Genomic DNA, 22926 nt, shown 5'->3' with positions numbered 1-22926 from the left:
GGCTACGCCAGCAATTGCTTGACCAGAATGGCCCACTCCTCTTCCAGCGATCCATCGAAGAACGATACCCCCGCCCGACGATACCAGTAATTAGCATTAAAACGGTCACCTTCTTTTCGGTGCAGATACGCATGGATGCGATCATAAGACTTTTCGCCTTCTCGGGTTTGGGCAACGTTATGGGCGGCTTCCCAATTTCCCTGCGCATCGTACCAGAGCGCCTGGAGCAGTGGCGACAGCCCGGCGGGTGGCTGTGGTTTGTCGAGTGTGGCGGTGAATTGATCGAACGTCATACTATCAGAGGATGCTACCGTTTAATGGAGTTAATACCAGGTGCCGCGCATGATTCCATTGAGTTGTTCATACGGCACCGTCACTTCAATTGGCCCAACAGCGTAGGCGGCTATCTCGTACGGATTATAGTAGAAGATCAGCCCATCACGACCCACACCAACATTAGCGGGTAGAAAGAACCGACCGTCCCGCAGGAAATAACCGCGCTCCTCCAGATTATACTGCGGTCGCAGATCCTGCTGTTTTCGGAACGCTTTTTCGACGACACCGAGCAAAGCCGTTGTATCGGAGATCAGATCGTTCAGCGCCAGTGTTTTGCCCGTTTCCCGATCGAAGGTATAGAAGGCCAGGTTAGAATTGGGATGCGCTCCGCCCGTGTAGGCAAACGTCTCCACTTTGATCGTAATGGCGTTTGGACCCGTGTAGACCGTATCAGCCGTGGTTTTCAACTCCCAGCAACCACCCAACTTATCCATATCTTTCATCATGGATTCGTAGTCGGTCGCAAATAAGGTCGCGGCTTTATTGATATCAGTACGCACGTCGGGGTTATTCGCGACAGTCGCGCTGTCGAGCCAGCCCACGATGCTGCCAGCACTTATCTGCTGCATACTATCGTTGATCGTACGGGCAGCCTCCGACTCTTCGCTAAGTACGAAATACGACACCGACACATCGACGCCTTTGTTAATGGTCGTATCACAGGTACTCGCTCCGGCAAGGTTATACTGTTTACGCTCCAGAAGTGGCGGTCCGGCTTTAAAACGCGTACAGGATACCGTTAAACTTACTGAGCTTAAAAGAAACGCAGCGAGAAGATACTTCATGCGAGGGAATGTGTAGTAATCAGGTGTTGAGTAAATTAGTAGTACAGCAACTGGGCAATACAGGCAATGCCCTATTTAGTAGACTAATAATCTAATAACCGATTACCAATAACCTATCACCACAGTCGCTCGACCTACAAACTTAATAAATCTTTAAATCGTATTGCCTGACGACGACTAATTTCAATTTTATCTCCTCCGCGTAACGTAACCAGTAAGCCACCACTAAACCAGGGTTCAATTTTCTCGATCCATTGCAGATTGATGATATGCTTACGGTTTGCCCGGAAAAATGTGGCCGGATTTAGCCGATCCTCTAACGCGTTGAGCGACTTCAGTACCAACGGTTTCTGGTCGTCGAAGTACAGACGAACGTAGTTACCCATCGATTCGAACAACCGCACTTTACCCAGCTTGACAAACCAGCACTTTTCCCCGTCTTTCACAAACACCTGATCGTTCTCACCCAGAATTTTGGTAGCGCCCCCAATAGAGGCACCAGGACCGGCCGCTTCTGCCGCATGTTGCTGCTCCTCTTCAACGCGGTGTATCGCTTCCGACAAACGGCCCAGTTCAACGGGTTTGAGCAGGTAATCGAGCGCGTTGAACTCAAAGGCTTTGATGGCGTATTCATCGAAGGCCGTAGTAAAAATAACTTCCGGTGTTTTGCCTTCGATGGCCTGTAACAACTCGAACCCATTTTTCCCCGGCATCTGAATATCGAGGAACAGCAGTTCTGGCTCCAGTTCTTCGATCATCGGCAAGGCTTCATCTGCGTTGGCCGCTTCACCGATAATCTGAATTTTGGGGAAGTTCTCCAGCAACCGGCGTAGTTCGTTGCGGGCCAGCCGCTCGTCGTCAATGATAAGGGTCTTCATAAGGGAGATAGTGAATGATAACGGCTTGTCTCGGGCGTGAAGGTGTCACCGGATCGAGTCATTCATCATTCGTGATTTATTAGTTATCGTATACTGCTGATAGCTGCTTATAACTCACCATTTTTTACTTTCTCACGCCGGAATATTCCCTCGGACTGAGTAGGAATGGTGATTTCGGCGCAAACAACCGGCCCGTCGTAGTGGTCTTCTTCCTGAAAAATCCGGAAGGTAGCTTCAGGACCATAAAGCAGTTCGAGCCGCTGAGCCGTATTGGCCAGTCCAAAGCCGCCCGATGCTTCCTTATCGCCTAGTACCCCCGTATTCCGGATAGAAATATGCAGTTTATCGGCCACAATCGTTGACTGAACCTCAACAAAACCTCCCCCTATTGCGGTAGAAACGCCGTGCTTGATTGCATTTTCGACCAACGTCTGAAGCATCATGGGCGGCACCTGCCAGAACAGTGTCCGGCTGTCTAGATTGATCTGGCAGGCCAGTCGCTCTTCATAGCGGACTTTTTCAAGGGCCAGGTAATCTTCGACCGTTTTGATCTCTTCACGCAGTTCAACCGTTTTTCGCCGGTCGGCCAGTAATGAATTGCGGAGCAGGCTCGACAACTGCGTGATGCTCAGCTGCGCTTTGGTGGGGTTTTCGTAGACCAACGCCCGGATGCTGTTCAGTGCATTAAACACGAAGTGCGGATTCAGCTGCGACCGGAGCACTTTGGCTTCCGTCTCCCGAATGCTGGTTTTAAGCAGAATACGCTCGATTTCGGCATTCCGGTTCTCTTCAACATAATGATAAGCCGTATAGCTGAGTACCCAGGCCAGCATGGTCTTGCCAAAGCTCATGATATAGCCGATCAACAGCCAGGGTTCTTCGACCATACGCTGCGGCACCAGCAGCCGATCGATTGGCAGGTTCAGCATGGTCATGATCGATGCCATAACCAGCACTGACAGCAAAACGCGGGGGGCAAGCCGAAAAAAGGGCAACCGGACCCAATTCCAGCGCCGAATCATGAGCCGGTACAGGTGGGTTAAGGTAATTCCAAGAAAAATGTTGGCAATGGCTAAATAAAGAACATTAATATCGAACCCATCCTGCAACAGATAGGCCAGATACTCCACCATGGTCAGTAGAAACCAACCGAAGAACTGGCAGAACCAATATATTTTTTGCTTTGATGTGCTCATTCCATCGATCATCCCTTGCCGGACGATGAGCGAATGTACAAGATTTTAACTCAACTTTCGGGATAACTACACCAAAGGAAGAGGAAAAGGAGAAAAGGAAATAAGGACGGATAAAAACAGGTTGACCTTGCTGCCCAATTTCGCGTCAGTCACCACTCCCGATCACTGCGGTCACACCAGAGCCAGCGTCAGCAGGTGCGACGTGTCGTTGGCGACGTCAATTGTAAACGTGTTGCTGCCGTACTCGTAGCGGAGTTTGTAAAGACACAGATTGCTATGCTCGAACTGATCCATCATGGCCAGGGGTTTTGCCGTGAGCCAGCAAAGTAAAATCCGCATGGCCCTGCCGTGCATCGCAACCAGCACCGTCTCTTCGTTTGGACGCGACAGAATCGCATCGATAGCCACCTTCTGACGGGCCGCCACCTCGTCGGGACTTTCCCCCCCATCGGTTGGTAGCGCCGTATTGCCCGACGACCACGACTCGATCAGATTGCGGTAATATTCGTTGTCGGTATTTCCCGGAACCTTGCCTTCCATGATGCCCCAGCTGATCTCGTTCAGACCGGTCTGTTTCTCGTATGGAATGCCAAGTTCAATAAAGGACTCGACGGTCTGGTAGGTTCGCTGAAGGCCAGAAATGTAAACTTTCTGGAAGGGAACGTGCTGATAGGCCTGGAAAAACGCCATGGCCTGCGCGCGACCCATCTCATTGAGATCGGAGTCAACGCCACTTCCCTGCACCACGCCCCGCCGATTAAAATCGGTTTCGCCGTGGCGAATTAAATAGATGGTTTTTTGTTGCAAGCTCTTAGCTTTGTCTTCCGTTGTATTCGGGTGCAAAATTAACAAAATTCGCGGCATTATGAAAGCAGGCTTTGACCTGAGTAACCTTGAGTTTGCTCATGCCGACTCAATCGTCAACCATCTGGGTATTGAGTTTACCGAAGCGGGCGAAGGGTATCTGATCGCCCGGATGCCTGTAGATGGCCGCACGCACCAGCCATTTGGCATTTTACACGGGGGTGCGTCGGTTGTTCTGGCCGAATCGCTCGGTAGCGTCGCATCGTACATGCTGCTCGATGATCCATCGAAACAGCGAGCCGTTGGGTTAGAAATCAATGCCAATCACATTCGGTCAGTCCGATCCGGCTGGGTATATGGCCGCTGTACGCCCATTCATATTGGCCGCACAACCCATATCTGGGACATTCGCATCACAGACGAAAACGGAAAGCTTGTGTGCGTCAGCCGACTGACTATTGCTATCATCAACGCGTAACCAGATAGTGAACCGACCGTATCGATTAAGCCCGTCCCCTCTGCCGTATGACCAGTCAAACCACTCGCCGGGATTTTATTAAACAAAGTAGCGCGGCTGCGCTTGGTTTTGCCCTCTTTCCCGGTCAGAAGCGCAACGTAGCGCCCAGCGACCGCGTGCGGGTAGCCCACATTGGCCTCAACGGCATGGGCACAAATCACCTTAACTGGTTTGCCAATCTGCCCGAAGTAGAGGTTGTCGGTCTGTGCGATCTGGACGAAACACACCTGGCCAAATCACTGGACACGCTCCGGAAAATAACGCCAAACACGACAGCCAAAACCTACGCCGACTTCCGTCACCTCCTCGACCGCTCCGACATCGATGCAATCACCTGCGCAACGCCTGACCACTGGCACGCGCAGATTGCGATTATGGCCTTTCAGGCGGGAAAAGACGTGTACGGCGAGAAGCCGCTTTCCTACAGCGTCCGCGAGGGACAAAAAATGCTGAAGGCGCTGAATCGCTACGATCGCATTTTTCAGCTGGGCACCCAAATTCACGCGGGCGATAACTACCATCGCGTTGTCGAACTTATACAGAGCGGGGCCATTGGCAAAGTGCATACGGTACGGCTCTGGAAAACTGGCTTCCCGCCCGTACTTGGACCGGCGACTTATCAGACGCCACCATCGACGCTCAATTGGGACATGTGGCAGGGACCAGCCCCCGTTTCGCTCTACACACCAGAACGTTGTCATTTTACGTACCGTTATTTTCTCGATTATTCGGGTGGCGTGTTTCAGGATTTCTGGTGTCACATCGCCGATGTTGTCTGGTGGGCCATCAACCCGACTGGTCTGAAACGTATTTCGGCGAAGGGTGAAGCGCCCGAAGGTATTGGCGACGCGCCCAAATGGATCGATATTGATTACGAATTCGACGGTCTGAACCTACACTGGACCAGCATCCCGCCCAACGTGCCGGGTGCCGAAAAACGGGGTATCGGCGCTTATTTCGAGGGTGACAAAGGAACGTTGCTCTGCGATTACAACACCCGCGAGATTACGATCAACGGCGTGGTCATGAACGACATTACCGACATTCCAATCACGCTCGAACGGTCGCCGGGTCATCAGCAGAACTTCATCAATTCCGTAAAATCACGCAAGCAACCGGAGTCGAACCTAGCCTACGCCCGACAAATGACGATGCCCATGCACCTTGGCCTGATTTCGTACCGACTCGGTCAGCCGCTGGAGTGGAACGCCCGCAAAGAGAAATTCAGACACAACGCAGCCGCCAATGCGCTGCTGTTTCGGGAATACCGGAAGGAATGGGACTTGATTTAACCGCTGACTGTCGAGAACGGTCAAAATAGAGCACTACCCAAGTAAAGAATCGCCAGTCTGGTTGGGATAAGCGCCAGATTCGCCTTAGTGCATGGGTTGACGGACTAAGCTGGCGATTGGCCCAGCCAAAACACTGCTCAATTCTTAGCTCCGGATTAACGCTATGCCGTATCGCCGAGATTCGGCTGATTTGGTGGTGCAGTGGCGGGTGTAGTCTTCTGAATGATCAGCATACGTTGCATGTCAGCATTGTCAATCGGCGGTAGCGATTCTGCATGGTCAACTGCCGGGGCGGACCAGGTACTCAACCAGTCGCGTAATTTACCAGCGTTTCCGGATTTCAGCCAGTTTGTTGGAAGCCAGTAGACAAGCTCACCACCCGGTTTGAGCAACTTCATACCTAACTCCACAAGCAGTGCATACGGGTCGGCTTTACTGGAGTATGCGTTAGGAAACGCTCGTTGAAAATACGTTTTCACGCGGGCGAAACCCTCGGAACGGATAACGGGCGGATAACCTAACACAGCGTCAAACCCCACGTAATTACCCGAATCATCGAGCACTTCGGGAAACACATAACGCCACTCAACTGCCTGCTCGAACAGCCGTCGTTTATCAGTCAATGCCTTCTTTTGTACGGCCAGCTGATTGACCAGTTTCTGTAATCGTTCCTCCTGACCCGCTACATCAAAAGGCAGGGCCGACTGCGCCAATCTGGCTTCGAGCCGACGAATGGCTACCGTTTCTTTTTGGTCAACGGGAGACAGCAGATGTAAAGCAGACTCAATTTCCTGAATATGGGTATGGATTTGCTCTTTTTCGGTCGCTTCCCAGCTTTGTTTGTAAGCCAGTGCAGCAGCCTTGTACCGCTTGATCTCACTCAAAAAATCATTCCGACTCTGCATCTTCAGACCATCCCCCTGAAAATTCGGCTCAAAGCGCGACACCAGTGCATCACCGATTTTTAGATTGGTGGTAATTTGTAGAGACCGGTCGGAATGCCGCATCACCGCCGGTGCGGTCTCCTGCGCGTAAGCTTTATTGTACGTCAGCAATGAAACCATCTGGTCAGGAGACCGTACTGGCGGACCGGCAAGGGATTGCCGCACTGGCGGTGATGCGGCATTCCGACCGGTCTCTACAAAAAATGTGCTTTTTAATAATTCAGTCCATAACCGGAATTGACAGAAATTGATTGACACCGCCTTACGATCAACACCGAAAAGGCAGTTTTCAAGAAGCGTTTGCTTTTCCCGAAAAATCGTTTGCTGAATACGCTGTCTTTCCAATGCGGAAAAACTCGTAACGGTATCGTCCTCCAAGGCATACGAAAACAACTCGCCACTCGCATTGGTGATCAGCAGTTCGTCGTCAACTACGCTCACGTCAAGCCGGTGAATACGTTGGCCATCATGATCGATCAGCAGGCCAAGCTCCGCTTTGAGGGCGATCAGTTCGTTCAGCGCTGAAACCAGAAAACGACCGCTACCAACGGCGGGGTCAACGATACGCAGACGATTGATAACCGCGTTGACATGCAACAGTGAATCCGGCTCGTGAAATTGCCCGATATAGGTTTTTAGTACATCAACGGTGGTCATTTGTCCTGCTTCAGCTGCCAATTCCGGAAGGGCGGAAAAGACCGAAACGGCCGCCTGGCGAATGGTATGGCGAACCATGTGCGTAACAATTCTGCCGGGAATCAGCGAACCGGTATACTGATTATCAATTTTCTCAAAAACGATGCCCAAAATGGCAGCACTAATTCGCGGTCTGTCCGTTTCCCGGACCACGAGTAACGGTTTCGTAGAGAAATCGTAGCCATCCAGAAACGTTAGCAGGTAGTCAAGCGTCGTCGTTTGCGCTACGTCACTATCGGCGTTAGCCACAACGGTTTGCGCAAAGCGGGGCAGTTCGAGCGTATCGGCAAGCGTACGGATGGTAATAGTCTTTCGCTCAAGCTCCGTTTCGATAAACAGCGGACAGTTCAGATGAAGAACCTCGCCAAAACGGGCACTCACATCGTCCGAGCGCTGCTCATCGGGCACAGTTATCACGTCGAAAAATAGCTCGTTCAGCTCGGCAAAATTGCGAACAGCAGGCAGCCCCCTAGGAAACAGTTGTTCGTTGACTTTCAGAAAAAACACGCGCGTAAGCCAGGTCAGACACAGTTCCAGACCGACCGCAATAAGCTGGTCCTCTTCGGCTTCTCCGTACCTATCGGCATCATCCAGACCCGCCAGTACGCTATGGGTCCGTAGTTGGGTTATGGTGTTTTCTAACAGCGAGCCTGCCGACCGTTCAGTTTCGGGCAATCGCTGTAAGCGGCTACCCGATTTCTTAACTGACTGTTCATGGATACCGATGATGTGCAGTAACTCTTCATAAAACCGTTGATTGAAGGCATCGGTCCCGCTACTGAACGGCTGTTTGAGCAGGTGCGCAGGCGAAAAAAGCTTGACTACAGGAACCAGTAAGCGGTTACTCTGTTCCGGCAAAAGCGTAAGCGTATCGGCGACTTCCCGCAGATTCAGGTAGGTAACCGGTACTTCAGCGTCGAGGTCACGCAGGATACGTGCCGTTTCGGTGAAGAAATAGGTATCGCTTTTTTTTTGCTGCTGCCGGATCTGGAACAGCTTTTTGAGCCGAACATTGTCGTAGAAGAACCGGCGAAAATCGAGTTCGTCGAAAAGGAACCAGTTATAAACGTCGGTGATAACTAATTGACAAACGGCATTGGGTGATTCCCGCTCAGCATTCTCGAAATAAGACAAAATCAGCTCATGAAGGGCTCTGACGTTGTTTTTCAGGGGTGTCATCATCTCACCCGCAAACACCTTCCGGGTTTCGATGACCGCCGTAGACACCGTTTCATTCGTCATTCCTGAGGGAACCGGCTCAGCCTGAACAATCAAGTCAATAGCCTCCCCGACAGCAACCCGATACGTGTTGGCGGGGACTAATTCGCGCAGAAAATCCGCGACGATCGTTTGCTGATGCGCTTCGGATTCGTTCTCGTCAACCCTCGCAAACAGCTTCGCCAATGCTTGTCGAAAACCATCCAGTTGCTCCTGTGGTAGGGGCTGCCGGGCATATGCTTTGTCGAGTGCCTGAGAAGGTTTACGAAGTTGGAGCCTCATAAAGGCAAATTTAATCGTAAACAAAGAGAACACAGAGAGTACGCGGTGTCCATAGCGTTATTTCTATCCGCTTCCGTCTACTCGCTGTGTTCTACGCGTCTAGCTGTTACTTACCAAACAGTTGACTCCAGATGCCTTTCGCCTTTTCTTTGGCTTCTTCGATCTGGAGCGCGGCTTCAGCTTTCAGCTCATCGAGTTTAACCTGGGCCGCTTCCAGATGCACGGATGCTTCGGCCTTCATATCGTCAAACTTATCCTCAGCGACATTCGACAATTCATCGGCCTTAGCAGACGCTGCCGCAAAAATCGTTTCGGCCTGGGCTTGCAGCGTAGCCAGATTCTCGGAGGTCGATACTTTGACGGCCTCGAAATGCTCCGTTGCTTTCGCTTTTATGCCGTCAACATCAATATCTTTTCCGAACTCCTGGGCTTGTGCAACCAGCTTCTCTTTCAATTCATCAAGCTGAACGGCAGCATCGTTCAGGTGTTTACCCGCGTCGGCTTTAAACGACTCAAATTTCTCGGCAGTCGTCGTTTTTGCCGCCTGTACGTCTTCAGCGGCTGCTTTTTGTGCGTTGTTTTCCATGCGATTCGTTGTGGGCTGTTGATACTGAGCGAAAATTGACGGGAAATAAACACAGAACCTACGAGAAAGGGAAGAAGGGAAAGAGTAGAACGGGGATGGCAATAACGCCGGAAGAAAGGCGTACACCCTACCCGTTCAGACATTCTTACCCCAACCGCCGAACAATCAGACCATTGACCAGCTCGAACAGGTTTGCCGGCTTTAAGGTCCGCCAGTTGGCAATGTCGAGCGTACCACCAAAATTGATGTAATAATCCAGGTGGTATTTCTTCCATTCGCGTTCAATAAACTCCGGCGAATGAATAGCCGCAATCCAGCCATCTTCCACATCCTCAAACCATTCCTCATAATAGCTGTCATCGGAACCGTGGAAGTTAAGCACATTTTCGCAGATCAGGATGAAGTACTTGATCCCCTCATACACGAGCAGGTCTACAACCTGTCGTTTCAGAAACATAATGTCGTTGTGCAGCGTGTCGTTCCACTCCCCGAAAAGCTCGATCACCACAAATTGGCGGTCGTAGTTGGCAAATAAAATCTTGCAATACAGCGTTTCCGAACCAATCTCGTCCCATAGCGGATGAATATAGTAGCCGTATATGTTGTTCTCATACTGCTGCATATTATACTCCCGTTCGTGAAACGGAGATCGCTCGTCGTCCGACGACGAATAATATTTTTCCCAGCCGTAGAAGGGTTCAATGTCCTGCATAATCAATCAAGTGGCGAAGTGCAAATTAATAAATTAGCCAAAGCGGGCGTCGAAAAACCAGTCGCCTGTTCCCTACTTTACTCAGTCATAAATTAACAGCATAACGTCAATTTTCGATCGTTTGTTGAGCCGGATTATGGGTATGTTTACAGCATGAAACCCGTCAGCAAAAACATTCTCATCACTGGTGTCTCAACGGGCATCGGCTATGGTGCAACCAGTCAGTTTGTTCGGCGTGGCTACACGGTCTTCGGAAGTGTTCGCCATCAAGCAGATGCGGACCGGCTACAGACTGAGTTTGGCGACAAATTCGTCCCACTACTCTTCGACGTGACCGATGCAACGGCTGTTTCTGAAGCTGCCCATTTGCTCACGGACCGGTTAGAGGGCAGCGGTCTGGGCGGGCTGATCAACAACGCAGGCATTGCTATTGGGGGCCCACTACAACTTCAACCGCTGGAGACGATACGGAGCCATTTTGAGGTCAACGTGCTGGGATTACTCCAGGTTACGCAGGCGTTTCTGCCCCTGCTTGGTGCACGCGCGAATCATCCCGTTCAGCCGGGCCGGATTCAGAATATCAGTTCCGTGAACGGGCAGGTCGCCATTCCGTTCATGGGTGCGTATGTCGGCTCAAAACACGCCGTCGAAGGACTATCGCATAGTTTGCGACGCGAGCTGAAGCTGTTTGGTATCGAGGTGATCATTGTTGGGCCGGGAGCTGTCAAAACCCCGATCTGGGCTAAAGGAACGGATATCAGTGCCTATAAAGACAGCATTTACTACCCGGCGATGCAATGGTTTTTAAAACAGGTCGAAGCCGCCGAAAGCCGGGGTTTTTCGATCGATTACCTCGGCGAACGCATCGTACATATTCACGAAACAGCGCATCCCAAAACCCGGTATGCGCTAGTGCCGGGTAAACTAACGGGCTGGATACTTCCCCGCTTAGTGCCCGACCGGTGGCTGGACTGGGGCCTCGGCAAAGTGAGTGGCCTGCAAGCGAAACGCGAATCGACGTGAGTCCAATATCTGCCGTAAACGCGCTCTTCGAAAAAACAATACACGGCCAATCAGTAGCGAAGCCACCAGCCCTTAACCGACTCATCCATGAAAACGTCCTTTCTTTTCCATCTTTCAGCCTCGTTCCTGTTCGTCGCCCAACTCAGCACGGCGCAAACGACCGAGCCTAATTTCAAGATCCAGGTAGTCGATAATCAGATCGATATTGGCTATGGGCTGGCGATTGGTGATGTTGACGGCGACAAGCGGCCCGATATTTTGCTCGCCGACCAGAAGGAAATCGTATGGTATCAGAATCCGGGCGACAAAACCAGTTCCTGGAAACGGCATGTCATGGCCGAGAACCTGACCCCGCAGGATAACGTCTGCATTGCCGCCCGCGACCTGGATGGCGACGGACGCGTGGAAGTAGCCGTGGGCGCTGGCTGGAACCCCGCCGAAACCAGCGACAGCACGAAGTCAGGAGCTGTCTTTTACCTTCTTCGTCCAAAAGATCCCATGCAACGCTGGGAAGCGATACGTCTGCCCCACGAAGTGACAACCCATCGGATGCGCTGGGCGAGAGTGGGCAAGGCCAGCTACCAACTGATTGTTGTTCCGCTACACGGGTTGGGCAATAAAAATGGTGAGGGACGGGGTGTTCGGATATGGGGCTACGAATTTCCGGCCAATCCGCGCGCACCGTGGAAACGTCACCTGGTCGACTCTACCATGCATTTGACCCATAATTTCGAGATTTGGGAGGATGGCGAAAATGGTTCAGCTACGGGCGTGATCGTTGCAGGAAAAGAAGGCGGAGCTATTTTCGCGTGGAAGGGGAAGATGTGGCAGGCCGTTGACGATGAAGCCGCCGGGAATACGCTGCCCCTCCTGAACAAGGGCGTGGAAGGCATCGGCGAAATCCGGCGGTTGAACGGAGGCCGTGCCATTGCGACAATCCAGCCAATGCACGGGAATGTACTACAGGTAGAAAGCGGGGCTTACTCGTTCAAAAAATCACAGGTAAGAGGGGCCGATAAAGAAGTCGATGTGCTCACCGACATACTCAGTCAGGGACACGCGCTTGTCTGCGGTGACTTTCTGGGCATCGGTAGTGATCAGATCATAGCTGGCTGGCGCAATCCGAACGCAGCGGAGAAAGTTGGCATTCGTCTCTTCAAGCCCAAAGATCCGGGAAATATGGAGGGCTACATACTGGACGACAGCGTTCGGATGGCTTGTGAAGACATGCAGGCTGCTGACCTCGACGGCGACGGTGATCTGGATATCATCGCATCGGGCCGGGCAACACTGAACGTACTGATCTACTGGAATCAACGGAAATAACGAGCCCTCACCGACCCGTCGGACCGCACCAAAACGGGAGAGGGATTGGGACGGTCCGACGGGTCGGTGAGGGGGAATTTTACTGGTTTCCTAATTGTCCGGACAGCGAGCGCAAGGCTGACGACAATCCTTCGAGCCGGGGTGCAATATCGCCTTCCGACCCCATAAGGGTGCTGAATTCAGCAGTTTGGGTAGCCAGCGTGTCAAATAACTGACTCAACTCGGTCGCGTTGACCTGTCCGCTTTCCAACTGGGTTTTTACCTGTTCAAGCGTAGCCGTTATCTCGGTGGCATTTTCGGCCTTCCGGAGTTCTTCCAGCCACTCGTCGATAAGACCCGTACCACTTTGCGGGGTTGATGTCGTACTGTCAGCTCCCAACACATCCATGGTGGAGTCGAGCAGATCAGTTGATTTTTCGTGTGATAGCATATCAGAGTTGGCTGCTAAAGTTTCGTAAGGCATTGACTAACTGTTTCAGTTGCCCCGCCGTTGTCAGATCGACCCGTGGTTCATGCGACAGGGTCGAGGTGTGACTGGCCAGGCTCAGGAGTAAATGACGAATTTTTTCATTGTCATAATCATCCTGCTTGATGTGGTTGCGCAATTCGGCCAGTTCAGCCAGGATTCGTTCGGCACCGATATCACCCTGTAAGGCATTCAGCCATCCTTCCAGAAGCAGAATGCCCTGTTCGGCCGATAAAACGGTTGTTTTTCCCTCACCAAATGCGCCCAGTGTATCGTTGAGCATCCGGTGCTCGAGTGTGGTTTGTGTTTCCATGTTGTAGTGAATTAACTATTGATTCTGACGAACAGATTACTTATAAACAGACCGCCACCGGTTAGATCTTGTCCGCGAAATTGCGCAGGATCTTTGACAGACTTTCCAGACCGCCCGTCCAGGTACCTTCCGAATTCGGCCCTTCGGCAACAGCCTGCGTTTTATCGGCCAGACTCGTCATTAACGTCCGCACACGCGTCTCGTCGGGTTGCCCGCTCTGTAATTCTTCCCGAAGTTCGGTAAGCTCAGCCTCAAGCAGATCCAGATTCGAATCCCCCTGCAACGCCTGTAGCCAGCCATCAATCAACATTACTCCCTGCGCTGTCGAAATAGTCGACTCACTCCCTTCACGGAAGGTAGCCAGCGTATCCTGAAGCATCCGTTCTTCTAATATGTTCGATCCCATTTTGGTCGGTCGTTTAATCGGTATAGTTTGTCGTTCATCGCCCAGGCACCGTACCCCGACAAAACCACAACCTGGTTCTAGAGTTGTTCGGCTAGTTTCTGAATCGAATCGACCAGACCTTCCAGCTTTTGCACGATGGGGCCTTCGATAGCCGATCCCTGCGAAACCAGTTCGGTATGATCGGCCAGATCGAGCAGCAATCCACGAACTCGGTCTGTATCGGGATTGGCAAATTGCAGCTGACTACGCAGCTCTTTCAACTTCTCCTCGATCAGTTCGGTGCTTTTCGTTCCTTCGATAACGTTCAGCCAGCCGCTGATGAGTTGTACCCCATCGGTGGGTGACGGGGCCGTTTCTTTATCAGCGATGCCAGCCGTCTGGTCGAACAGGCGTTGGTCTAATGCGTGTGAAGCCATGAACTTTGCGTTTTGAGGTGAAACATGGGTTACAGCGCCGAACAGGTGTTTCCACAAGGAACCGTTCGGCGCTGTAGCTTCGAAATTCGTTTATACGGCGGTCGAGATTTGCCCGGCGAAATTGCGCAGTGCCGTTGCCAACGTCTGCAATCGAGACTGCATATCACCTTCGGCCTTGGGAGCCGTTTTTTCGGTCTCATCGGCCAACTCATTGAGCAACTGCTTAAGCCGTTGTGGTTCGGGCGCGCCGGACTGCAACTCGTTATGAAGCTGAGTAAGGGGTTCCACGATATCCTCGGTCAGGTGATTACTTTTTACGGACGAAAACCAGTCCGTAATCAATGACATGCCTTCCTGTGCGGATGCAGCCTGACCCTGATCGAAAGCAGCTACCGTAGCGTCGAGCAGCGTTGATGCCGACGAACCGCCCGTTTGTGAATGTTGATGTGCCATACTCGTTGAGAACCGCCGAAGCGGAGGTTAATTGGTTTTGTTACTTACTGAAACCCGCCAATCGATGCTTTGTTTGGCTTTAACAAAAAGAGAGAGCCTGCCTTTCAGACAACGCTCTCTCCTGTATTTAGTAGCCTGTTAATACTGCGAACGACCACCCGACGAACCCGTGTCCGTTTCTGATTCGTCCCGGGCGTTGTGGTCAGGCAGCGCGTCACTCGATACCCCCGATGAGCGTGTCCCAGACGCCGGACTGTAGTCGTCATCGACGGTTCCGCCCGTGTAACGAGTGTCGCCGTCACCAATGGTCGTATCGTCCGTATCAGTGGCCGACGTACCGGTTCCGCTGTTTGTCGATTCACCACCAACGGTGCTGGTCATGGGTGCCTGTCCACCCGTGTTGGCGGGTTTTGACGAACCACCGAGCTGATGACTGAACCCGTCCAATGCATCGACCAGGGTGTCTAATTTTTCTTTTACATCCTCATCAGCAGATTTTGCCGTCTCCTTTACCTGGTTGAGCAGATTTTCCAGAATACCCCGAACATGCCACCCGTTCGGGTTACTGCTTTGCAACTCGGCCTTTAGTTCGCTCAGTCCATTGGCAACGGAAATATTGCTTTTATCGTCGCCACGCAGGGCGGTTATCCAGCTGTCAATGAGTGAGATACCATCAACGGGTGAAACACTTGTCGATTCGCCGTTAAAGGCATTAACGGTTACGTCAACCAAATTCGATGCATGCTGATCTAATGCCATGTTTGTGGGATTTAGGTGTTTATATTAGTTCTGAGTGCTTTCCTGTGCGACTTGCCGATGCAGATTTTCGAGGGTCGCAATCAGTTGCGCGAGTTCGGTTTGTTCGGCGCTGGCTTCGGCGGAAGCGGCCACTTTCCTTGTCTGGTCGATCAAATCCACCAGCAACGCAGCGATCCGCTGGTTATCGGGCCGGTTGTGTTGCTGCGCCGTATGCACTTCCGCCCGCAGGCTTTCGAGCGTATCGGCAATGTCGTCGGTGTCTTCATCACCCGCTACGTCGAGCCGGTTCAGCCACTGATCGATGATTGATAATCCATCCACGGCGGTTGTTTCACCGATACTACCGTCGAACGTATTGACTGTCTGCTCGATGAGCGATGTCTGGTTCTGATCCTGAGTAATCATACGTTTCGTTTGTTGAGTAAGTGCATCGTGTCAGGCTACTTCGCCGATCGTCGCGTACCATCGGTTACCGTTGTCGATCGTTCGGCAAGCCCTGCCCGTATGCGTTCTGCCTGACTCACGGATACGTCAACATCGTGGTGATTTTTTGATCGTGATGCGCCGTAACGTTGAATCAGTTAGTTTTGACCAACAGAACTTCCCCCCAGGGGGATTGTTCGCTCAGGCATCGTTTTTTGACTATAAATCTACCAACTGACTCGATTAAAGATGGACGTAACCCGCCTACAGCCCGACATACACTACCAGTTTGCCCGAAGCGGTGGTGCCGGTGGGCAAAACGTCAATAAAGTGGCGACAAAAGCTGAACTCCGTTTCAATATTCGCGATTCAGCTTTGCTAACCGACGAAGAACGGGTCATTCTGGAAGAAAAGCTGGCGAACAAACTCACCACCGATGGCGAGCTGGTGCTTACTCACCAGACCGAACGGACGCAGTTAGCCAACAAGGAGAAGGTAACCAAAAAGTTTTACCGCCTGATCGAGAAAGCGTTCGAGAAGCCAAAACCCCGCCGGGCCACCAAACCGTCGAAAGCCTCGGTCGAAGAACGCATCACCGGGAAGAAACGGAAAGGCGATATAAAAGAGAACCGCAAACGGGTCGATTATTAAAAAAGCGGATGGCTCAATGCCATCCGCCTGGAACTAGAACGGCGTGAAAGAAGTGAATTAACGACTGGCCACCTCGGTGGTTTTTCCTTTATCGACAGCTTTCATCACCCGAAAAAAGTTGCCACTCCATATTTTTTCGATGTCTTTTTTCGAGTACCCCCGACGGACGAATTCGACCGTAAAGTTCTCGTACTGACTCACGTCGAAGCAGTCGGCCAGTGCGCCCCCGCCGTCGAAGTCGGCACCCATACCCACGTGATCAATGCCGATGAGCTTGACAATGTGGTCGATGTGATCAACCGCGTCTTTCACCGTAGCCAGTTGCACCGGGTATTTTTTGTTGATGTCCATGAACTCGTCGCGGAGTTTTTTCTGATCCTCTTCCGACAATTTGCTCATGGCACCCATCATCGACCGACGGTCTTTTACACCCCATTTCTCCATCATCGCTTTCTGAGCTGCTTCGCGCTCTGGGCTGGCCGGAATGGTTTTCACGTAGTCGCTCAACAGATTCAGCTGAACGACACCACCGTTTTTCGCCAGTGCTTTCAGCATGTCGTCGGTTAGGTTGCGTGGATGATCGCAGATGGCCTTTGCTCCCGAATGCGACGCAATGATGGGCACCTTCGACAGGCGAACCACATCATAAAAGGTCGAATCCGATACGTGCGACACATCGATCATCATGCCCAGCCGGTTCATTTCGACCACGACCTGCTCACCCAACGGGCTCAATCCCTGATACTCTGCCCCTTTCGGATCGGTCGATGAATCGCAGATGTCGTTATTGCTCGAATGGCAAAGCGTCATGTAGCGAGCGCCTTTGTCATAGAATTGTTTGAGCAGCGAAATATCGTGGCCCATCGGATAGCCATTTTCGACGCCGATGAAAATAACCCGCTTGCCGGTCTTGCTGATCTGGACGGCTTCGTCCGGCGTCGTTGCCAGGGCCGCTTCAGAAGCGGTGGTTTTTAGGGTTTTGTCAACAGCGTCAAAAATGTCGAGTGCCTTTTTCTTCGCCGTTTCGTGCCCTTCGGGTGTGCGCGGCCCCTGCCCCAGATACACGGCCCAGAAAATGGCGTCTAGTCCACCCCGTTTCATACGGGGATAATCGACCTTGCTGTTGGTCGTGCGCGGATCATTATCTTTCGTCACGTCGAAGCCGCCACGCGATAACAGCATGGGCGTATCCGCGTGTGTATCAACCGTAAACGCTTTGTCGTGAATCTTATGTGCTTTTTTTAGCAGCGCCTTATCGTCCTGCGCCGAAGCCGAGAAGACGGTCGTAGCCAGACAGGCCAACAAGGAGGTAGACAACCAGTATTTCATAAAAAGAGGAAGGTTATGGTAACGCGGGTAGGGACCCGCACTACACGATTTATTTAGCGAACCATAGTTTGAGTCTCATGTCGTTTTTGCCGCCCTGCCGGGTAAGCGCTTCGCTGAAATTGGTAAAGTTCAGTGACTCCTCCGATCCGGGATAGGGAAGCCGGGTCGGAATGATGCCCCCATTTGTGTTGATCACCGCCGGTGATAAGGCCGGGATGCCCGTCCGCCGATATTCGGCCCATGATTCCAGTCCCTGACCGTACAGCGCAATCCACTTCTGCTCCATGATCTGCGTATACCCATCGGCACCGCTCTTCAGCGCGTTCGCAGCCAGATAAGCCGAAGAAGCCGTGAGCTTGTACTGACTGAATGACGCGTTTATGCCGTTGGTGTAGTTGGTCGCGACGACACCCGCCGATGCAATGCCCTTATACGCGAACTCGGCTTTGATGAACTGTAACTCGGCGTAACTCATCACAACGCCCGGAGCCGTTGGCGACACAAAGAACGTACCCACTTTCGAGGTTTTCGACAGCCCGAGCGCGTTAGCATCGGCATTTGACAAACCATTCGGAACGCCTTTATAATCACCGCCATCGGCTGGCGTATTGGCGTAGACCGCTAACCGGTCATCGCTCATGGCTTTGAGCTTGTTGATCAGCGTTGCACTCACCCGGTGATCATCGCGCGTTTTGCGGTTCTGGTTGATCGGGTTGTTGTTGTTCGTGGCATCGAGGTAGTTCAGCTGTACATTATCGGAGTTCGAAGCCAGCACCGGATACTTGGTCGGGTCACTCAGAATTCGGTTGATTTCCGATTTCACGTCGATCGGCGCGTCCGCTTTATTGAGCATCCGATTGAGTAACCGTAGACTGAGCGAGTTGGCAAATTTCTTCCACTTTGTCAGGTCGTTACCCAGCAAAATGTCACCTGCGATCGCTTTGCTGTTGTCGTTGAGAACAATCATGTCGTTGGCCGCTTTCAGCTCGGCGACCAGGCCTGCATACACATCTTTCTGCGCGTCGTATTTCGGCTGTAGCGTTCCTTCGATCCCTTTGATGGCATCCTTGTACGGAATATCGCCGTAAATGTCCGTCAGCAACGAGAACACCCAGGAGCGCATAATAACGGCTACGGCCTGGTAGTTCGGATTACTCGACTCGGCACCCATTTTATAAATGCGCTGAAAATCGGCCTGCGATTCGATGAAGAAAACCTGCCACGATGCCGTGCCGTACACATCGCTCGTGATGGTATACTGGTCAATATCGGTGTACTGAATGCGCGCCCAATATTGCGAAATAAGGTCACCCACATCCATGCCCAGCGATCCGCCCCAGTAGGCATCAACCGCGCTCTGAATGCCGTGCGGCAGAAACAGATCGGCGGTCGCAACGGTCGGCGCATTCGGGTTGGTATTGATCTGATCAAACTTTTCAGTACAGGCAGCCGTTCCCAGCAGCATGGCCGCAAACAGGGCTTTATAGCGGAAAGAAGAGACGATACGTTTCATAAAAACAGTCTATGAGTTTTGGGTTTGAAGCTATGGCGCAACCGTTCAAGAGTTCCCTGATCTGCTGAGCCACAGCCTCATACCTGCTTACAAGTTGAAGTTGAGATTAAAGCCAATCGTCCGTGTGGTTGGAATCTGCCCATTCTCGATGCCTTGCAGATTGCCGTCGTTGTAATAGCTGGTTTCCGGATCGATGTGCGGAATGTTGCTTTGCAGCAAAGCCAGATTGCGACCAACCACCGAGATGGCAATATCCCGGAACGGCAATCGCTTGAATACCTGACCCGACAGCATATAGGTCAGTTTTACCTCGCGCAGTTTGACGAAACTTCCGTCGAACAGGGTGGCTTCGTTATTCGATAGCGAGTAGTATTTTTTGTGCCACTCTTCCGATGAGATCCGAGTTGTATTTGGCGTGTACACCGGATTTTCGCTCGTTCCGGTATTGACGACACCCTGACCAACGATACCCTCTTCGCGGCCAACCAGCGTTTCTTTCAGTACGCCCGTATACCGACCGATGTTAACGGTTTGCGAGAATACATCACCCCCGTGCCGCACATCGATCAGCGTACTCAGCGACAGACGCTTGTAGCTGAATGTATTCTGGAAACCACCGATCCATTTTGGCGTAAAATTGCCCAGAATCCGGCGGGTCGGATCTAGCTGTGGATACCCACTTTTGTCGTAGATGATGCTGCCGGACGGATCGCGCAGGAAGCCCTGCCCGAAGAACGTACCGTACGGCTGACCAACCCGCGCTTCGACCGAAACACCCCGGAAGGAGTTGGTTGTCGTTGCGCCCGTCAGTGGGTTATACGAGGTGTTAAGCTGGTAGGTCGTCAACCCTTCCGAGAGTTCGAGCACCTTGTTCCGGTTCTGTGCCCAGTTCACCATGATATCCCACTTGAAAGGGCCCGCCTTGATCGGCGTTGCGCTCAACTGCACTTCAACGCCCCGGTTTTGTAATTTACCAGCATTCAGCAGTTTCGAGTTGAAGCCCGATGCCTGCGAGACGTTGACGTCCAGAATCTGATTGGATGACTCCTTGTCGTAGTACGTGACATCCAGCCCAACCCGGTTATTCCAGAGCTTTATTTCGGCCCCAATTTCGTAGGAATTCGTTATCTCCGGCTTCAGGAACGCGTTGAGCATCGCGTTGTTTTCTGACAGCGAAGGCGTTGATCCCCAAGGATTTTCGTAGCGGTACGACTGGATCAACCGGTACGGATCGGTATCGTTACCAACGCGGGCAATACCGGCCCGAAGTTTCGCAAACGACAGCACCGGCGAGTTCACATTGAACATATCGGTCAGAATGGCGCTCACTGCCGCCGACGGATAAAAATACGACCGGTTGCTGGCTGGCAGGGCACTGGACCAGTCGTTCCGGGCAGTCAGATCCACGAACAGGTAATTCCGGAACCCGATATTTGCCGACGCATAAGCACTGTTGACCGTCTTTTCGGTGTAGGTCTGTTCGGCCACCTTCGCCTGCCGTGAGTTACCCAGGTTCCACACGCGCGGAATGGCCAGTTCGGTAGCGCCCATGTAGTTACGCTGGGCGTAGTTGTAGCGGTGGTTTCCGCCGATATTGGCCGTCACGTCAAACTCGCCAAATTTATGCGTTGCGTTCAGCAGGAAATCAGAGTTGGATTCCCGGATGAAAATCTGCTCCTCGTTGTAGCTGTCAAATTGTTTGGCACCGTTGAGGTTATCGATGCGCGCGGCATTTTTCGTTTTGCGACGGTCTTCGTACACATCCGTACCGGTGCGGGCGGTGAGGCTCAGCCAGGGCGTAAATTTGTACGTAGCTGACATATTGCCGTATAGCCGATCTTTATCATTTGCCCGGGTGCTCAGGTTCAGGAAGTAATAGGGGTTCGTCCAGTAGTTGTAGTTCCAGTTATACTGGTAGATGCTGTTCGGTGCTTGGTAGTTCTGCAATTTCTCCATGTCGACCTGACGACCGAACCAGATGAAGTACAGCCCCCAGTTCGTACGGTTATCGCTTCCATCCCGCACGTAATTGCCGGTTGCACGCACGCTCAGTTTTGGGGTTAAGTTCCAGCCCGCATTGAGCGACACCGTCCGCCGTTTGTAGTCCGTGTTCGGCAGGATACCCGTCTGGTTCAGATCCGTGAACGATATCCGGAAGTCGCCTTTATCATTGGCTCCCGTAACCGAAATGTTATTAGTGAGCGTACGGCCCGTCCGGTAGAACTGGTTCACGTTATCGGGATGCGCAACCCAGGGTGTTGGCGTGCGGGTTCCGTCGGCGGCAATCGGCGAATCGAATTGCGGAATCAGACGACCGTCCAGTTTAGGCCCCCAGCTTTCGTCAACACCATCGTTGACCCCTTTACCGGTTCCATCGACAAACGAAAACTGACCCTTGTTCCCCTGACCGTATTCGTTCTGCCATTCGGGCTGACGGAACGGACTATCGAAGGCGGTGTTCGTATTGACCGAAACGCCGATGCCTTTTGTGCCTTTCCCGCTTTTGGTCGTGATCAGAATAACGCCGTTTGCCCCCCGTGAGCCATACAACGCAGCCGCACTGGGTCCTTTCAAGACGCTGACGTTATCAATATCGTCCGGATTTATGGACGCAGCGGCATTACCATAGTCGACGCCGGTACCGGAGCCAAAATTACTGTTATCAATAGGCACGCCATCGACAACAAAAAGCGGCTGGTTATTACTCCCAATCGAACTGGCTCCCCGAATCAGAATACGCGACGATGCGCCGGGTGCGCCATTGGAACCCGTAACCTGTACCCCGGCAATTTTACCCGACAAGGCGTTGACGAAGTTGGTCGCGCGGGCCTGCGTCAGCTGTTTCCCGCCCACTTCCTGAACAGAATAGCCCAATGCTTTCTTTTCCCGCGTGATACCCAGAGCCGTTACAACAATTTCGCTCAGGTTGGAGGCATCTTCCTCCAGCGACACATCAATGACGGACTTCGCACCAACGGCTACCTCTACGGGCTTGAACCCAATGTAGGAGACAATCAGAATCGCATTATCCGGACTGTTCAGCGTGAATTCGCCATTGACATTGGTCGTACTTCCCCGGTCAGTGCCTTTGATCAGGACGTTTGCACCCGGCAAACCCGCTCCATCCGATTTCGATGTTACACGGCCCTTCAGTGTTTTGTCCTGTGCATAACCGGCTACACTCAGTAGCAGGAAAGACAGCAGACACAATCGCGTAAAAATTTCTCTCATTGGTCGTAAAGAGTTAGTTAGAAAATGATAATCAGACGGTTCCGAGGAAGACCAGTAAACCAGAATAGGGCAGTTACGTATCCCATGACGATCGACCAATTAGCGAGGCAGATCGTACAGCCTTCTACGTATTCCTACAACGAATCTAATGCATTACTAATCAATACTTAATTTATATTCTATTTTTAATAAAAAATTCAAAATTTATATTGGCATATTACACAATAATCAATCTTTTAGATGGGTAATGAAGAAACAATCCCTGCTCCTAAACCGTTACGGGATTCGTTAGCGATCTTAATCAGGCTGGCTTGCCTCTTCGTGATAAAACACAAAAAGGCGTCATGAACGATCTCGATCGTTCATGACGC

23 protein-coding genes are annotated in these 22926 nt (G+C 52.0%); 5 read left to right on the top strand and 18 right to left on the bottom strand.

The genetic code is table 11. The annotated features are described in order from the left end of the window. Window positions 1-2: 2 nt before the first annotated feature. From GK091_RS20615 to GK091_RS20595, 5 genes are all read right to left on the bottom strand, one after another. The gene (locus GK091_RS20615) at window positions 3-293 is read right to left on the bottom strand and encodes a hypothetical protein (RefSeq protein ID WP_164041768.1); all 291 of its coding nucleotides are present in this window, start codon (window positions 291-293) and stop codon (window positions 3-5) included. 30 nt (window positions 294-323) lie between these two features. Beyond that, window positions 324-1121: a DUF3298 and DUF4163 domain-containing protein gene (locus GK091_RS20610; RefSeq protein ID WP_164041767.1), complete on the bottom strand. Its 798-nt coding sequence runs from the start codon at window positions 1119-1121 to the stop codon at window positions 324-326. A 134-nt stretch (window positions 1122-1255) separates the two neighbouring features. Then, window positions 1256-1999, bottom strand: coding sequence for a LytR/AlgR family response regulator transcription factor (locus tag GK091_RS20605; protein WP_164041766.1), 744 nt, complete (start codon window positions 1997-1999; stop codon window positions 1256-1258). 107 nt (window positions 2000-2106) lie between these two features. Beyond that, entirely contained in the window at window positions 2107-3132 is a 1026-nt protein-coding gene (locus tag GK091_RS20600) for a sensor histidine kinase (RefSeq protein WP_246202334.1), read from the bottom strand. Between the two features lie 234 nt (window positions 3133-3366). Continuing rightward, entirely contained in the window at window positions 3367-4059 is a 693-nt protein-coding gene (locus tag GK091_RS20595; RefSeq protein ID WP_394351882.1) for a histidine phosphatase family protein, read from the bottom strand. A 1-nt stretch (window position 4060) separates the two neighbouring features. Here GK091_RS20595 and GK091_RS20590 point away from each other — a divergent pair, with 1 nt between their 5' ends. Further along, window positions 4061-4477 (top strand): hotdog fold thioesterase, encoded by a 417-nt coding sequence (locus GK091_RS20590; protein ID WP_164041764.1) that lies wholly within the window; start codon window positions 4061-4063, stop codon window positions 4475-4477. Between the two features lie 47 nt (window positions 4478-4524). Further along, window positions 4525-5808, top strand: coding sequence for a Gfo/Idh/MocA family protein (locus GK091_RS20585; RefSeq protein WP_164041763.1), 1284 nt, complete (start codon window positions 4525-4527; stop codon window positions 5806-5808). A 161-nt stretch (window positions 5809-5969) separates the two neighbouring features. Here GK091_RS20585 and GK091_RS20580 read toward each other — a convergent pair whose 3' ends face one another. The 3 genes from GK091_RS20580 to GK091_RS20570 form a co-directional block, all read right to left on the bottom strand. After that, window positions 5970-8948 carry a DUF7149 domain-containing protein gene (locus GK091_RS20580; RefSeq protein ID WP_164041762.1) on the bottom strand — a complete coding sequence of 993 codons (2979 nt, stop codon included), beginning with the start codon at window positions 8946-8948 and terminating at the stop codon, window positions 5970-5972. A gap of 106 nt (window positions 8949-9054) precedes the next feature. After that, window positions 9055-9534 (bottom strand): hypothetical protein, encoded by a 480-nt coding sequence (locus tag GK091_RS20575; protein ID WP_164041761.1) that lies wholly within the window; start codon window positions 9532-9534, stop codon window positions 9055-9057. Window positions 9535-9679: 145 nt separating this feature from the next. Beyond that, window positions 9680-10246 carry a hypothetical protein gene (locus GK091_RS20570; protein WP_164041760.1) on the bottom strand — a complete coding sequence of 189 codons (567 nt, stop codon included), beginning with the start codon at window positions 10244-10246 and terminating at the stop codon, window positions 9680-9682. Between the two features lie 153 nt (window positions 10247-10399). On the opposite strand from GK091_RS20570, the gene GK091_RS20565 reads away from it, so the two are divergent. Next, window positions 10400-11269 carry an SDR family NAD(P)-dependent oxidoreductase gene (locus GK091_RS20565; protein ID WP_164041759.1) on the top strand — a complete coding sequence of 290 codons (870 nt, stop codon included), beginning with the start codon at window positions 10400-10402 and terminating at the stop codon, window positions 11267-11269. An 87-nt stretch (window positions 11270-11356) separates the two neighbouring features. Then, window positions 11357-12595 (top strand): FG-GAP repeat domain-containing protein, encoded by a 1239-nt coding sequence (locus tag GK091_RS20560; protein ID WP_164041758.1) that lies wholly within the window; start codon window positions 11357-11359, stop codon window positions 12593-12595. A gap of 79 nt (window positions 12596-12674) precedes the next feature. Here the strand turns inward: GK091_RS20560 and GK091_RS20555 are convergent, their stop codons facing one another. The 7 genes from GK091_RS20555 to GK091_RS20525 all read right to left on the bottom strand — a co-directional run bounded on the left by GK091_RS20555 (window position 12675) and on the right by GK091_RS20525 (window position 15813). Then, the gene (locus tag GK091_RS20555) at window positions 12675-13025 is read right to left on the bottom strand and encodes a hypothetical protein (protein WP_164041757.1); all 351 of its coding nucleotides are present in this window, start codon (window positions 13023-13025) and stop codon (window positions 12675-12677) included. Between the two features lies 1 nt (window position 13026). Then, window positions 13027-13374 (bottom strand): hypothetical protein, encoded by a 348-nt coding sequence (locus tag GK091_RS20550; protein WP_164041756.1) that lies wholly within the window; start codon window positions 13372-13374, stop codon window positions 13027-13029. A gap of 61 nt (window positions 13375-13435) precedes the next feature. Continuing rightward, window positions 13436-13780 carry a hypothetical protein gene (locus tag GK091_RS20545; RefSeq protein ID WP_164041755.1) on the bottom strand — a complete coding sequence of 115 codons (345 nt, stop codon included), beginning with the start codon at window positions 13778-13780 and terminating at the stop codon, window positions 13436-13438. Window positions 13781-13857: 77 nt separating this feature from the next. Continuing rightward, a complete protein-coding gene (locus tag GK091_RS20540) occupies window positions 13858-14196 on the bottom strand; it encodes a hypothetical protein (RefSeq protein ID WP_164041754.1) in 339 nt (112 codons plus the stop codon). A gap of 90 nt (window positions 14197-14286) precedes the next feature. Next, the gene (locus GK091_RS20535) at window positions 14287-14649 is read right to left on the bottom strand and encodes a hypothetical protein (RefSeq protein WP_164041753.1); all 363 of its coding nucleotides are present in this window, start codon (window positions 14647-14649) and stop codon (window positions 14287-14289) included. Between the two features lie 138 nt (window positions 14650-14787). Then, window positions 14788-15408: a hypothetical protein gene (locus GK091_RS20530; protein ID WP_164041752.1), complete on the bottom strand. Its 621-nt coding sequence runs from the start codon at window positions 15406-15408 to the stop codon at window positions 14788-14790. Window positions 15409-15432: 24 nt separating this feature from the next. Then, on the bottom strand, window positions 15433-15813 hold the full coding sequence (locus GK091_RS20525; protein ID WP_164041751.1) for a hypothetical protein: 381 nt from the start codon (window positions 15811-15813) through the stop codon (window positions 15433-15435). 267 nt (window positions 15814-16080) lie between these two features. Here GK091_RS20525 and arfB point away from each other — a divergent pair, with 267 nt between their 5' ends. Next, window positions 16081-16482, top strand: coding sequence for an alternative ribosome rescue aminoacyl-tRNA hydrolase ArfB (gene arfB, locus GK091_RS20520; protein ID WP_164041750.1), 402 nt, complete (start codon window positions 16081-16083; stop codon window positions 16480-16482). A gap of 57 nt (window positions 16483-16539) precedes the next feature. Here arfB and GK091_RS20515 read toward each other — a convergent pair whose 3' ends face one another. The 3 genes from GK091_RS20515 to GK091_RS20505 form a co-directional block, all read right to left on the bottom strand. Beyond that, entirely contained in the window at window positions 16540-17811 is a 1272-nt protein-coding gene (locus GK091_RS20515) for a dipeptidase (protein WP_164041749.1), read from the bottom strand. A gap of 49 nt (window positions 17812-17860) precedes the next feature. Beyond that, on the bottom strand, window positions 17861-19324 hold the full coding sequence (locus tag GK091_RS20510; protein WP_164041748.1) for a SusD/RagB family nutrient-binding outer membrane lipoprotein: 1464 nt from the start codon (window positions 19322-19324) through the stop codon (window positions 17861-17863). Window positions 19325-19411: 87 nt separating this feature from the next. Beyond that, entirely contained in the window at window positions 19412-22555 is a 3144-nt protein-coding gene (locus tag GK091_RS20505; protein ID WP_164041747.1) for a SusC/RagA family TonB-linked outer membrane protein, read from the bottom strand. Window positions 22556-22926: the final 371 nt, after the last annotated feature.

Source organism: Spirosoma agri (genome assembly GCF_010747415.1).
Classification (GTDB): domain Bacteria; phylum Bacteroidota; class Bacteroidia; order Cytophagales; family Spirosomataceae; genus Spirosoma; species Spirosoma agri.
The sequence above is the reverse complement of the archived record's forward strand: the minus strand, read 5'-3'. Positions and strand labels throughout refer to the sequence as shown.